The 13,965-nt window shown below is 37.9% G+C and carries 13 protein-coding genes and 1 pseudogene; 11 read left to right on the top strand and 3 right to left on the bottom strand.

Annotation, left to right across the window (positions count from 1 at the left end):
- The first annotated feature begins 205 nt into the window (after positions 1–205).
- Genes yfiR through yfiB form a run of 3 tightly spaced genes read left to right on the top strand, consistent with a single transcriptional unit; the run spans position 206 to position 2,435 of the window.
- A complete protein-coding gene (gene yfiR, locus A2003_RS04010; protein WP_171053822.1) occupies positions 206–718 on the top strand; it encodes a regulatory sequestration protein YfiR in 513 nt (170 codons plus the stop codon).
- Between the two features lie 5 nt (positions 719–723).
- Positions 724–1,947: a diguanylate cyclase DgcN/YfiN gene (gene dgcN, locus A2003_RS04005; RefSeq protein WP_286686839.1), complete on the top strand. Its 1,224-nt coding sequence runs from the start codon at positions 724–726 to the stop codon at positions 1,945–1,947.
- A gap of 8 nt (positions 1,948–1,955) precedes the next feature.
- Entirely contained in the window at positions 1,956–2,435 is a 480-nt protein-coding gene (gene yfiB, locus A2003_RS04000) for an outer membrane lipoprotein YfiB (RefSeq protein ID WP_042891997.1), read from the top strand.
- Between the two features lie 42 nt (positions 2,436–2,477).
- Here the strand turns inward: yfiB and A2003_RS03995 are convergent, their stop codons facing one another.
- Positions 2,478–3,488 (bottom strand): metallophosphoesterase, encoded by a 1,011-nt coding sequence (locus A2003_RS03995; RefSeq protein WP_125318580.1) that lies wholly within the window; start codon positions 3,486–3,488, stop codon positions 2,478–2,480.
- A gap of 163 nt (positions 3,489–3,651) precedes the next feature.
- On the opposite strand from A2003_RS03995, the gene A2003_RS03990 reads away from it, so the two are divergent.
- Entirely contained in the window at positions 3,652–5,217 is a 1,566-nt protein-coding gene (locus A2003_RS03990; RefSeq protein WP_286686840.1) for a phospholipase D family protein, read from the top strand.
- Here A2003_RS03990 and A2003_RS03985 read toward each other — a convergent pair.
- Positions 5,210–6,037 carry a lysophospholipid acyltransferase family protein gene (locus tag A2003_RS03985; RefSeq protein WP_039048166.1) on the bottom strand — a complete coding sequence of 276 codons (828 nt, stop codon included), beginning with the start codon at positions 6,035–6,037 and terminating at the stop codon, positions 5,210–5,212. The two genes, A2003_RS03990 and A2003_RS03985, sit on opposite strands and share 8 nt — an antisense overlap.
- Positions 6,038–6,432: 395 nt before the next feature.
- Here A2003_RS03985 and hflX point away from each other — a divergent pair, with 395 nt between their 5' ends.
- From hflX to A2003_RS03960, 5 genes are all read left to right on the top strand, one after another.
- Positions 6,433–7,782, top strand: coding sequence for a ribosome rescue GTPase HflX (gene hflX, locus A2003_RS03980; RefSeq protein ID WP_005403211.1), 1,350 nt, complete (start codon positions 6,433–6,435; stop codon positions 7,780–7,782).
- A 37-nt stretch (positions 7,783–7,819) separates the two neighbouring features.
- A complete protein-coding gene (locus tag A2003_RS03975; RefSeq protein WP_005403212.1) occupies positions 7,820–8,182 on the top strand; it encodes a hypothetical protein in 363 nt (120 codons plus the stop codon).
- A 12-nt stretch (positions 8,183–8,194) separates the two neighbouring features.
- Positions 8,195–8,863, top strand: a complete 669-nt coding sequence (locus A2003_RS03970; RefSeq protein WP_004909187.1) for an LrgB family protein — start codon at positions 8,195–8,197, stop codon at positions 8,861–8,863.
- An 87-nt stretch (positions 8,864–8,950) separates the two neighbouring features.
- The gene (locus A2003_RS03965; protein ID WP_017397357.1) at positions 8,951–9,394 is read left to right on the top strand and encodes a DUF2147 domain-containing protein; all 444 of its coding nucleotides are present in this window, start codon (positions 8,951–8,953) and stop codon (positions 9,392–9,394) included.
- A gap of 237 nt (positions 9,395–9,631) precedes the next feature.
- Entirely contained in the window at positions 9,632–10,093 is a 462-nt protein-coding gene (locus A2003_RS03960) for a DUF2147 domain-containing protein (RefSeq protein WP_039908523.1), read from the top strand.
- Positions 10,094–10,142: 49 nt separating this feature from the next.
- On the opposite strand, the gene A2003_RS03955 is transcribed toward A2003_RS03960, so the two are convergent.
- Positions 10,143–12,326, bottom strand: a complete 2,184-nt coding sequence (locus A2003_RS03955; protein ID WP_233739087.1) for a carboxy terminal-processing peptidase — start codon at positions 12,324–12,326, stop codon at positions 10,143–10,145.
- 235 nt (positions 12,327–12,561) lie between these two features.
- On the opposite strand from A2003_RS03955, the gene nagZ reads away from it, so the two are divergent.
- Both nagZ and A2003_RS03945 read left to right on the top strand, forming a co-directional pair.
- Positions 12,562–13,581 (top strand): beta-N-acetylhexosaminidase, encoded by a 1,020-nt coding sequence (nagZ, locus tag A2003_RS03950; RefSeq protein ID WP_112987315.1) that lies wholly within the window; start codon positions 12,562–12,564, stop codon positions 13,579–13,581.
- 129 nt (positions 13,582–13,710) lie between these two features.
- Positions 13,711–13,965 (top strand): annotated as a pseudogene (locus A2003_RS03945) (class I SAM-dependent methyltransferase); the annotation flags it as partial.

Below are 13,965 nucleotides of genomic sequence, written 5' to 3'. Positions count from 1 at the left end.
TTTTATCCTCATCACCGCCGATGGATGTGCATTCTACAGCATTTCAGTATGGTTGCAATACCTTTCCAAAAAAAACTTTTTCAACAGAACACTTTTTAGACTGAATAGTAATTTTTTATCATTTAGATTTAGTATTAAGAACTTTTTTTAAACAATTAACTCCAGTAGAATGCGCCTCTTGGTTCACATTTTTGGTTTTTTTTGATTGAAAGTACGGTTTTTGCATGCAACGGCTCAATTTATATTGCTTATAGTTTCAATAACTATAGGTCAGCTCAGTTACGCCCTTTCAAATCATACCTTTTATGAACTGACGTTAACTATATTAAGTTATACTAAATGGCCGAACACATCTAAACCCGTGATTTGTGTTTTAGATAATCCAGAAGCAGCCAATCAATTTCAAACGAGTATTAAGCTGCTCACTTACGACTATCAGGTTCAATCTGTTAATACAAAAGAATTTCCTAGAACAGAATGTCATGTGGCGTATTTTTCAAATACCTCACCTCAACAACAACAATCTTTAATTCAGTCTTATCCATCTCGCTATTTACTTTCACTGAGTACCAATAATCCTGCTTGTGAAATAGGCAGTATTTTTTGTCTTTACAATAGAAAATCATTTCCTACGTTTAAAGTTAATTTGGATGCATTAAGTTATTCCAAGGTTCACATCGACCCTCGAGTCTTAATCTTGGCGAAGAACACGGAGTAGTTAAAGTGATTTCAAATTTATATCAATCTACTTCATTACATGCATTATTCCGTAAATCTCAATTTACTATTTTTGCTATTACTTTTGTGATTTGCTCATGTACTTTCGCTACGATTTCTATGTTTACAATGGAAACCTACGCCAAACAAAATCTGCAGTTGTTAAGCCAAACTGTTATTGAACGGATTCAACCAGCAGTCGTGTTTAAGGATAAAGGGGCAATTGATCAAATTTTAAAGGATTACACAACCGAACACGCCATACGCAGTATTCATGTTTATGATCCACAACAACAATTGTTAGCAGAAAGTACAAAAAAAATAGCAAGCACGTCCTTTTTACAAAAAATGCTGGATGAATGGTTCCTGCATGATCCAATTAAACTGATGATTTTCCACCACCAAAAAAAGGTCGGAGAATTGGTACTTTATGGTAGCTCAGAAAATATTGTTCACTTTTTAAAGACGATTATTATTGGTTTAGCCATTTCAATGTTTTTTATTGTGATTGCATTACTTTGGTCAGTTAATTTAACTTATCGTCAAATTATGCAAGCAATCAAACCACTTACACATATTGCTCAGCTAGTCAGTGATCAAAAAGCTTATAACTTAAGATTTCCTAATAATCACATTAAAGAATTCCAAAATTTGAACAATGTATTTAATGAGCTCTTAGAGGAAATTCAAATTTGGAATACGAACCTACAGAAAGAAAACAGGCAGTTATCCTTCAAAGCTCATCATGATCAACTTACGACACTGCCTAATCGTCATTTTTTCTATGAGGAATTATTGAATATCTTTGAAAACGCAAATTATAGAGAAAATTCTGCTTTAATTTTTATTGATAACAATAAGTTTAAAGTGATCAATGATCGTTATGGGCACTTAGCAGGTGATGCTGTTTTAAGAGAAATGGCTCTACGTTTAAAACAATCTGTCAGACAAGAAGATTTTATTGCTCGCTTAGGTGGTGATGAGTTTGCAATTATTTTGCATTCAATTCATCACGCTGATCATCTCGAAGCGATTGCTGAAGGTTTACTCGCAAGTTGTACGGAACCTTTAGATTTTAACGGTGAAATTATTCACTTTGGTTTTAGCTTAGGTATCGCTTTCTCCCAGTATGCAGAGAATCCAGAAGATTTGGTAATGCAAGCAGATCAAGCGATGTATAAAGCTAAAAATTTAATCCCTCATTGGTTTTTATATAAACCAGAAATTTAGGACATGTTATGCGCGCTCAAACCATTAAAATTTCATTTATAGCGTTACTCTGCCTAACATTGGCTGGCTGCTTGAGTTTTGGTCCATTGAAGTATCGTCAGGTCAAAATGTTAAAAAAAGAAGGCTTTGTGCTGACAGAAGAAGGCTGGAGCTTAGGATTACCTGAACGATTACTTTTTGATTTTAATAAATCAGATATTAAACCTGAGAATAGCAAAGAAATTGTTCGCTTGGCCAAACAACTTAACAAGTATGATCTACAAAAACTGAAAATCGTGGGTCATACAGATGATATTGGAAACCCTGAATACAATCAGAAGCTTTCTGAAGAGCGAGCTCAAAGTGTTGCAGGAATTTTCTTGAACGAAGGCTTTAAGCAAACAAATTTAAATGTGATTGGTCGTGGTTCAAATCAACCTTTCGTACCTAACACATCAGATGAAAATCGAGCTAGTAATCGTCGTGTAGCGATTATTATTATTCCTTAAATTAAAACTTACTGAGAAAAGCCAACTCTAATGTTGGCTTTTTTATTTTAGCTCAATGATATCTATTGTCGGTGGAACTCTGAATCGAAATGGTACACCAACCATACCTGTACCTACGGTCACAAATACATCAGCATGTTCATGGGTATAGAATCCCTTTTTATGCCCTAAAATCGAGACTCGCTTCATAATATAATTAGTAATCCACGGCAACTCAATTTGCCCACCATGAGTATGACCAGAAACCATCAAAGGTCGTGTAGGCAATTCTGGAACCATATCCACGGTATCAGGGTTATGAGACAGTATTAGCCATGGTTTATCCTGTGGTAATTCAGGCATGTATCGCATGTTCGCTTTACCAGCCCAGAGATCTCCAACACCAATCAATCGAAACTCGTCAAACTCAACAATCTTCCCCTCTATATCTATAACATCATTGTGTTCTAATGCTTGTTTCAACAACGCTTGAATCGGTGGCCCAGGATATTGCTCATCATGATTACCAGGTACTGAATAAACTGGCGCATGGATTTCACGCAAAATTGCTAACTCTTGAACCAATCTATTTTCAGGCTCATAAGTCCAATCACCTGCAACGACAACAAGGTCTGGTTGTTGCTGATTCAGTTTTTTGACGATGGTTTTTAATTGGCGTTCATGTCCTGAAAATAATCCAACATGCATATCGGCAACAACTGCCAATTTTATAGGCTTAGTAAATTCACAGTCTGGGTGCAACCGATATTGATGGTGCTTCACTTGAACAATATGAGGTTCAATAAATCGAGCGTAGATTAACAAACTACTCAATAAAAATACGAAAGTACTTTGGTGCAAACTATAATAGTCAGACCAACCTGCATATAAGCTAAAAAACCAAAGCGGAATTAACAAATAGGATAAATAAAAGGCTAATAAATGAATAAATGCTTTAAAAGGATGTATGGTTTCAGTCCGAGATTGATGAATCCAAGCTTGAATTAATCCCCAAAGTGCTAGAAGTGCAAAAATAGCATAGAAAATAATAATAACTGTATCTGAACTATACATTACAGACTTCATCAACCTCACCCAAGGACAGCATGCTTATATTTATCTTTTTTGATGAAATGCTATACTCAAGCACAACATTTAATCAGTAATAATTATGACGCAATTTTCTCAGATAAATAGTCAGCATACACATATAAGTACAACTACTTACAATAAAACTATGCTTGCGATTTATTGCAGTATTGCGATCGGTGTTAGTGGCTGTAGCACCTTACCTGAACATAAAACCTTGCCTACAGCTTCAGTTGCCGTAGAACCTATTGACACTTCAGGAACCACTTTAGCTCAAATCATCGAGCCTTTACAGCAACAAAACCCAAATTTGACTGGGTATCATGTTCTTTTTGAACCTTTAGAAGCATTGGCGGCTCGTCTAAGTTTAATTGATAAAGCTGAAAAAACTTTAGATCTTCAATATTATATTTGGGATAATGACAAAGTCGGTGCACTCGCCTTACATGCACTGATTCGAGCAGCGGATCGCGGCGTCAAAGTACGCTTATTGATTGATGATAATAATGCCAAACAAACTGAAGGGATTTTCCTCGCCTTAGCACAGCATCCTAATATTCAAATTAAATTATTTAATCCATATCGTTTTCGCAAATATCGTGCCTTAGATATGATTTTTGACTTAAAACGTATTAACCGTCGGATGCACAATAAGAGCTTTATTACAGACCATCAAGTTGCCCTGATCGGTGGTCGAAATATGACAAATCAGTACTACAATGTTAGTGATAGTTATCAGTTCTCTGATGTTGATGTGATGCTTTTCGGTACGGCAGTCAATGATATTTCCCAATCTTTTGATGATTACTGGAATCATGAATATGCTTATGATGTTAGAGAAATCGTCAATCCCAAATCACATCGCTTAAGCTACGAAAGCTTAAAACAACAATTAGATGATCACTATAAAAAATCAACAGTGCAGAATTATCTTGATTTAACCAGCGAATCCACCGCGATCAAGTCACTAATGAACCGCGAGATTGCATTAGACTGGGTTAAAGCTGAAGTAGTAAAAGACTCTCCTGACAAAGTGAAATCAAAAGCAAAAAAGCATGAACATTTAAACTTTCAGCTGATCAATCACCTAGAAAAACCTGAAAAAAATATCGACTTGATCTCTGCTTATTTCGTTCCAGAAAAAAAGGGTGCGAAGACATTAGGCGACTTAGCGCAAAGTGGTGTCAAGGTTAGAGTTCTAACGAACTCTTTTAAAGCCAATGATGTCGCTGTAGTACACGCTTTTTATGGTAAGTATCGTCAGAGATTGCTTGAAGACGGCGTTCAACTTTATGAATTTGTGCCAGCTTTAGACAAAGAAGATTTGGATAAGCATACCGATGATTTGGCAAAAAAAGCCAAGGTCAATATGAAAGGTTTAAGCCGTTCAAGTTTACATGCCAAACTGATGGCTTTAGATGAAAAACAGGTATTTATTGGCTCCTTTAATTTCGATCCACGCTCAGCTTATCTCAATACAGAAATCGGGGTTTTATTAAATAGCCCACCTCTAGCCCAAGCTGTTCATAATACGATGGATCAAAACTTAAGCAAGTATGCATATAAACTGGTGCTCGATGCCAACAAAAAAATTAATTGGCAACGTCAAACCAACGACGGCATGATTAATCACACTAAAGAGCCTCGAATGAAATGGTGGCAAAAAGCTGGTGTAAAATTCCTGTCATGGCTACCTATAGAAGGCTTTATGTAACATCGCTGTCAGGCATCACTTTTAATACCTTACGATGTAACTCAGCAAGTCCCTCTCTCATCTTTTGATCAACTTCTTTGGTCAGTGTATCGACTGTATGCCCAGTTACAGGAATTGCAGGTAAAGTTAGTAAGTGAGCCGTAACTTGAGGCATTTCCAAAACTCTTTGTACATGCTCTGCAAAAGACATTTCACCAATAAAAGGTGCGATCATGTCCAATTCACCTTGTTGGTTGACATAGCAAATCACGCAAATCTGCACAGGGCGCTGAGCTTCAATCGCTGCCCCCAATAATCGACCATGAACTTTTTTGACTTTACGACCATCTGTCGTGGTGGCTTCTGGGAAAAAAAGAACAGGAATATCTTTTTTCAAAAACTCAGTGATCTGTTCTTTAATTCGGAGAGAATCACCTGAACCACGTTTAATAAAAAGTGTTCCACCGCCCTTTGCAAGATTGCCTAAAATTGGCCATTTCTCAACTTCAGCTTTTGCCAAAAAGAAAATGCGAGCACCTGAACCAAGCACCGCTACATCTAACCATGAGATATGATTGCTCACCCAAAGCGCTGGCTCCCGAGGAATAGTTCCATGAACTTGTACCTCAATATTGAAAACCTCGCATAAACGTCGACAAAAATACTGTACATAACGTGTGTTAACAGGGTTATTAGGATCTTTATATAAGCCGTGACGATAAATGAGATAAAAACCTTCACCAATCGTTTCTAAGCCCGAAGCCAATTTTCTACTGTATAAACTAAATTTTGATAACAAATTTAAAGGTGTACCAGTAACTGCTGATGTTTCTTGAGTCATAAATCACTAAAACCGTATGCAAGTCTGCATGTTATTAACTTGTTATATCACGCAAATATCTTTGGATAAAAGTTTCATTGATGACAAAAAGCGAACGTGGAGATAATTTTTTTCAATTTTAAATGAATAAACAGATTAATTATCATAAGTAAATCGAAATAACTGATCAAAAGGTAAGATTATGACTCCCGAAATGAGCACTCACCACGAAGACGTTAAAATTTCTTATAGATACGCTCTTAAAATGTTTCTAGGTTGGTCAATTCTATATATGGGCACCCTGATTGGTTTTATTGAGCTATTACGTCGCAATCTCATATAAACAGTCTAACTTTTTGCCCTTTCGTTGAAGTTTATTCTAGAATAGGAGTTCAATACCTAGGATAAGATACAGCGTGGAAAATATTACACAGCGACAAAGTGGTGAGCGAGCAGTTTTAGTTAGTATCTCTGTTCAAATGCTCGATGACCTTGATGCTGAAGAGTTCCAATTGCTCGCACAGTCCGCAGGTGCAGAAATTCTTGAACATATTTCTGTACAAAGAAATAAACCAGATCCTAAATTCTTTATTGGTTCTGGTAAGGTAGATGAAATTGCTGAGTTGGTACAAGAATTAGAAGCTGAGTTAGTCATTTTTGACCATTCGCTCTCTCCTGCTCAAGAAAGGAATTTGGAACGCATCCTGAAATGTCGTGTAATTGATCGCACTGGACTTATTTTAGATATTTTCGCCTTACGTGCCCGTACACACGAAGGTAAACTTCAAGTTGAACTTGCACAACTCAAACACTTATCCACTCGCTTAATTCGCGGTTTCACTGGAAATTTAGAACAACAAAAAGGTGGTATTGGTCTTAGAGGTCCAGGTGAATCACAATTAGAAACAGATCGTCGTCTGATTCGTGTTCGAATAACTCAACTCAAAGACAAGTTAGTTAAAGTACAACAGACTCGATTACAAGGTCGTGCGGCACGTCAGAAAGCGGCGATACCGACCATTTCTTTAGTCGGTTATACCAATGCTGGAAAATCAACTTTATTTAACATCTTGGCAAAAAGTGATGTCTATGCAGCAGATCAATTATTTGCAACCTTAGACCCAACTTTAAGACGTTTAGAATGGGATGGTATCGGTACCGTTGTTTTAGCTGATACAGTTGGTTTTGTCCGCAATCTTCAACACGACTTAGTTGAATCTTTCAAAGCAACCTTAGAAGAAACTTTAGAAGCAACATTGCTATTACATGTTATTGATAGCAATAGTCCCAATATGGATGAACAAATTGAAGCCGTTGAAAGCGTGTTAAAAGAAATCGGAGCAGATGCCCCTATTTTGCATGTCTATAATAAAATTGATCTCAGTGGTGATGCAGCAAAAATCATCTACAAAGCCCCCGATGTTCCAGATCGAGTTTATGTCTCAGCTCATTCAGGACAGGGACTTGAATTATTGAGTCAAGCTGTTCAACAATGCCTTATGGGACAGTTACAACACTTCGATTTAGTTCTTAAACCTGCCTACGGTAAACTACGCACTCAGCTATACACGCTAAATGTTATTCAATCTGAACATTATGATGAACAAGGTAATTTACAATTAACCGTCTGTATGGCACCTAATAAACTTGAGCAGCTGATTAAACAAGCTCATTTGCCATTCGATGAAATTCTGGGACAAAAAGCGACTCTTTTCCAACGACCATTGGAAGAGTTCGAGCTAAATGACACCACCATATCGCATTAACAGCGACCTTGAGAATATAGATACGAGTTTAAGAGAAATGAAAGATATAGATTGGACAGCTTGGTTTTGCACGATCCTGTTAATTATTGTGTTTCGTGAAGGTGCTGTTGCAATTACCAAAGTCTTTCACCATCCTGAATTAGGTAATTTAGTAGGTCTTATAGGTTTATTGGTCACATTATTAATATGGAGACGTTTCAGAAAAATCTCGAATCGTCTCATTGATACCAATAACAAAATTATGAAAGAGAGTGCTTTCGCCTTTCTTCCCATTTGTGCTGGTTCATTAATTATGTTGGTACATTTGGGCAAAGAAATTCCAATGTTTTTGTTTGTATTAACTCTCAGTACTTTATTGCCATTGTGGATTTACGCAAAAATGGCAAAACGCTGGTTATAGGAGTCTCTAAATATGTTCATGATTATTTATGGCTTTATAATCACGTTAGTTAGCTATCTGATCGCCAAACCACTGAATAAACGTATGCCACAAATTCCACTGATTGTCTTTGCGATGTTTATCGTGATTGGTTTTCTGGCTGTCTTAGGAATCCCCTACGAGCAATACATGAAAAGTGTGAATGATGTTTTTAATCATTTACTAGGTTATGTCACCGTTGCATTAGCAATTCCATTGGCTGCAATGCGCTATGATGATTTACCCCTCAAGTCTATGCTCGGTATTTTATGTTTTGCCAGTATCAGTGCGGTCGCTTTACCAATGGGACTTGCATATCTTTTGCATATGTCTGAACCGACAATCTTGGCTTTTGCAACTCGTGCAGTCACCACGCCTATCGCATTAAATATTGCAACCTTACTGCATGCTCCTTTAATGATGGTGACCTTGATTGTAATTTTATCTGGCGTGATTGGTGCTGCATTTTCTCCATGGATTCTGAAGCATATTCATGATGAGCGTGCATCAGGTTTGGCTTTAGGTTTAGCTGCACATGCGATTGGTACAGCACAAGCTTGGCAACGTGGTCCTGTCACTGGACGCTATGCTGCTTTTGGTATGGCTGTAAACGGTGTATTTACAGCGATTTGGCTGCCTACATTTATCTTGTCTTTATCTTAAAATTTGCCGCAAATATCACATAAAGATTGAACTAGTTGCCACAAATCCTACATAATAGAATATCAAACGTTAAAAGGATTTTTAATGATGGGCAAACAACTTATAGGTGCATTATTTTTATCAGTGATCAGCAGTTTTTCATTTGCAAATGACATTACAGGAATTTGGCAAAGTATAGATGACAAAACTGGCGCACCTAAAGCATTGATTGAAATTCGTGAAGAAGCGAATGGCACATATTCAGGAAAAGTCATCAAACTTACGCCTCGTGCAGGATATACACCTAAGGAAACTTGTGTAAATTGTCCAGCGCCATATACCAACAAACCTATTTTAGGTATGGATGTGGTAACAGGTTTAAAGCATGGTGAAGGTTTGAACTATACCAATGGTCGTATTCTTGATCCAAATACGGGCAAGATTTACAGTATGAAAGCGAAATTAAGTTCAAATGGAAAACGATTACACTTACGTGGATACCTCGGTGTTTCTGCTCTTGGTCGTAATCAAATTTGGATCCGCAATGATTAAATTTTGAAGAATATCGAGCATCTAGTCCCATACTACAACTTATTTAAGACTACGGTTCAGCACTAAAAAAGCCTCATTAATGATCATTTAATTATCATGAGGCTTTTTTATTTCTAGTAAAAAATCATTGAAATTTCAAATATTAAAATAATTAACAATTGTAAAATAATGATTGAATCTATTATTAGAAATCCGAAATAATAGAAAAACAATGATAGGCAGCAAGGAGGCTTAAACATGTACTCAAAACTCATTACCTTTTTTGTGTTATTTGGTCTTGGCCAACTGACCTTTGCTCAAGATATTACGGGTATTTGGCAAAGTATTGATGACCTTACGGGTGCACCTAAAGGCCAGGTCGAAATTACCCAGGAAGCGGATGGCACCTATACAGGCAAAATAACCAAAATCACCCCACGTACAGGTTACACACCGAAAGAGTTCTGTACGGGCTGCCCTGCCCCTTATACCAACAAACCGATTGTCGGTTTAAATGTAATTACCAAGCTTAAGCACAAGAGAGACCTCACCTATACAGGTGGACGAATTCTCGACCCCAATACTGGCCGTGTATATAGCCTGGCAGCAAAACTCAGCTCAAATGGACAACGCCTACATCTACGGGGCTATGTCGGGGTTTCTGTATTGGGACGCAGCCAGATCTGGATTCGGGTAAATAATAATAAAGCTGCCGAATAATACAAAAGAAGCCCTGATGATCAGGGCTTCTTTCTATGACATTTAAATATTATCGACCTTGCAGTTTTGCATAATCCAATAAAACATTTGCAGCTTCAGTAATAAAAGTTTCTTCCTCAGGTAGCGATGGACGAAGATGAGCTTTCATTTTTGCACGTGACTCAACCAAAGCATCAATTGAAGCTTGATAACTTTCCCAATTTGCATAAGGAGCCTGTCCAGTCGCTTTACGACGTTGGTTTTCTGCATCTAAAGTTTGCTTCTCAAGATCTATCAATTCAGCTCGACGTTGATCAATATCCAATACTACTTTCTTTTGATCAGCCGTTTTTTGTGAAATTGCTTTACGCTCTTCTAAATACTTAAACTGCGGATCAAGTGCTACACGTTGCTGAGATAACTGAGTTAACTTGACTGTATACGGTTGGACTGAACCTTCACGTTTAAATGGCGCAGTAGGAATGGTATCCCACTTTAAGGCATTCTTAGCTTTACGCTCACCAAATTCATCGTTATAAATATCGACCAATTTAATATCAGGAATCACGCCTTTATTTTGAGTACTTCCACCTGTAACGCGATAAAACTTACGCTGTGTTAAGGTCGCCTGACCATGTGCCAAAGAATCTAGTTGAACTTGGGCTGTACCTTTACCTGTGGTAGTACTACCAATAATGATACCGCGCTCATAATCTTGGATCGCTGCAGAGTAAATTTCACTTGCAGATGCAGATGCTAAGTTAACTAGAACCGCCATAGGTCCTGCATAAATTTGCTCGCCCCCATCAGTATCTTCAAAGACATTCACATTACCGTTGCCATCTCTGATTTGTACCACTGGTCCAGATTTAATCACTTGTCCAAGCATACGAGCAACTTCTTCTAAAGAACCACCTGGATCATTACGCAGATCGACTAACACACCTTCTACTTTTTGTGCTTTTAATGATTCAAACGCTTTTGCAGTATCTTCAGACACAGAGCGATATTCAGCACCAGCCCGACGTGAACGATAGTCAAAATAGAATGATGGAATTTCTATGACACCAAAGACATGCTTTTTGCCATCTCGATTGATTTCAACGGTACGTGAACGAACACCTGCATCTTCTTCTTGGATGACATCACGCACTAAAGTAACATTACGAGCCTGACTCATAGATGCGCCTGGACCAAGTAAGCGCACAACGACTTTTGTTCCACGTTTACCACGAATCAGACCAACAATCTCTGAACTCGGCCAACCTATAACATCAACCATTTTTTCGCCATCTTGGGCTACGCCAATAATACGATCGCCTGATTTGACTTGACCAGATTTACTTGCTGGTCCACCTTCTACGATGGTTTCAATTTTGGTGTAATCTTCATTGCCACGTTCAGGACGAATCGATACACCAATTCCCTCCAACTGCAAAGTTGTTTGACGATTCAACTCCATTGCATCAATTGGTGGATAGTAATTGCTATGTGGATCATAGGTCGCCAACATTGCATTTAGAGTTTTATCTAAAACATCATCACTTTTTATACGACCTATTCTTTCTAACTGACGTGTATAACGCTTAGTGAGCGTTTGAACTGGCGTGAGGTCTTCTGGACCCGTCAAATCTTGACCATTGGCAAGAGAAGGATTTGCCTTTAATGCCTTTTGCTTCGCTTGCTCTTCTTCTTTGCTGATCGTCAAATTGATCAACTGTGAAACTAGCATTTTCTGCCAATGATTTTGTTGCTCTGCCGATGTTTTGAAATAGGGTGCTTTTTCACGATCAATCTCAAGATAAACATCTTTTTGATTTAAGTTTTGTGGCTTCTTCAACTCTGCCAACATGTACTTATAAAACTGCTTTAAACGTTCACGATATTGAGCATGAATGGCATATGGTCCAGTCAAGTTCCCAGCTTTTAAAGCACTACCAAAACTTGAGCCATATTTATTTTTATAGTCTTCAACTTCACTGCTTAAAAATAAAGAATGATCTGGATCTAAACTATCCAAATACATATCCAAAATACGATTAGATGTTGCCGCATCTAAACGCATATTTAAATAATGTTGGCGATCAACGAGTGTTGCTAACTGGCGTGCGACCAATGCTTGTTCTTGTGAAGGTTTAATTACCGTCGAAACGACTGGCGACTCTGTCGCTGCAAATGCCTCATTTACAGTATGAGAGAAAAATAATCCACCAGTCGCTATTGCAACTGCACACGCTATCATTTGAAGTTTCATAAAATTTTGGTACTTCCTTGGATATGGCAATTATTACACGCTGATCGAATCGAGATGAACATATTTCATTCGTTTTTAACCAATGTGTCTACTTATCGGCTGTGTTAAATAAGTGACCAACAAGTATTTATCATCAATATCATGTAGTTTTATCATATTCTGTACTGACAAAATGTAGCAAATCATTGCACAATTTATCTATCGTTTTTTACATCAAAATTCAAACGGAATCTATATGATCGGCGCATTGATGCTAGATATTGCTGGCACAGAACTTACACAAGAAGATATTGAACTATTACAAGCACCGCAAGTCGGTGGAATGATTTTATTTGCTCGAAATATTGAATCACCTCAACAAGTACGTGCTTTAACCGATCATATGCGACAAGTTCGCCCTGACATTTTGATTGCTGTAGATCAAGAAGGTGGACGCGTTCAACGTTTAAGACAAGGTTTCACTTTACTTCCTGCAATGGGAAGACTTGGTGAACGTTACTCAGACCAGCCAGAACAAGCCGTTACTTTGGCTGAGCAATGTGGTTGGTTGATGGCAACTGAAGTACTGGCTGTAGGTATTGACTTCAGTTTCGCACCTGTACTGGATCTAAATGACATTAGTGATGTGATTGGTGATCGTGGTTTTGCTAAAAATATGCAAGATATCGTACCTCTTGCAGCTGCCTTTATGCGTGGTATGAAAAAAGCAGGCATGGCAACTACAGGCAAACACTTCCCTGGTCACGGCTCAGTCAAAGCAGATTCACATGTTGCAGCTGCAATTGATAGTCGCTCATATCAAGAAATTTATGATAAAGATATGCAAAGCTTTATTCAGCTTATGCCTCAATTAGATGCTCTTATGCCTGCACATGTGATTTATGATCAAGTTGATCCAAATCCAGCAGGCTTTTCTCCATTTTGGTTACAACAGATTTTACGCCAAGAACTAAAATTTGATGGTGTACTATTCTCTGATGACTTAAGCATGCAAGCCGCATGTGTTGCAGGTGGTGCAGATGCGCGTATTCAAGCAGCATTAAATGCAGGTTGTGACATGGGGTTGGTGTGTAATGACCGTGCAGCTGCATGTATCGCCTTAGATGGTATTGGAACATTGGCTTTACCAAATCAACAACGTTTAGAACGTATGCGCGGTAAAATTCCAAATATCGAAGTGGGTACTACACTCGTGTTAGATGAAAATTGGAACAACGTCAGAAAAGTCATTGAAGAGTTTAAGAATTCGTTTTAACTTGCGATAAATAAAAGATGATTTAACTCATCATCTGATTGACCTGTTCAGGATTGAATAGGTCAACATCCTCGCGCAAATAGGTTGTGCATGGAAATAGAATAAAATTAAGAATTGAGTCTAGGACAGATGACACAACAACTTTCAAAACATCGCCACATATCATTTACTGCGCACTATACGGGATACATTTGGTATCAAATGGGGATTTCTCATCCTGTCTTTGCTACGGCGAAAGGAAAAACGCTGGCTGCGCTTGTACATCCAATCGAAAGCTGGGCTGAGAAATATGTTGGTGGCAGTATGCGCACAACGTTGAAACAACGCCATACGATGCTTGATCAGCATTTAGAAGATCTTATTCAAAAGTATCCAGACCTTCAG

The sequence above is a fragment of the Acinetobacter sp. GWC1_38_13 genome, assembly GCF_001767535.1.
GTDB classification, from domain to species: domain Bacteria; phylum Pseudomonadota; class Gammaproteobacteria; order Pseudomonadales; family Moraxellaceae; genus Acinetobacter; species Acinetobacter junii.
This window is presented reverse-complemented; position numbering and strand designations above follow the sequence as displayed.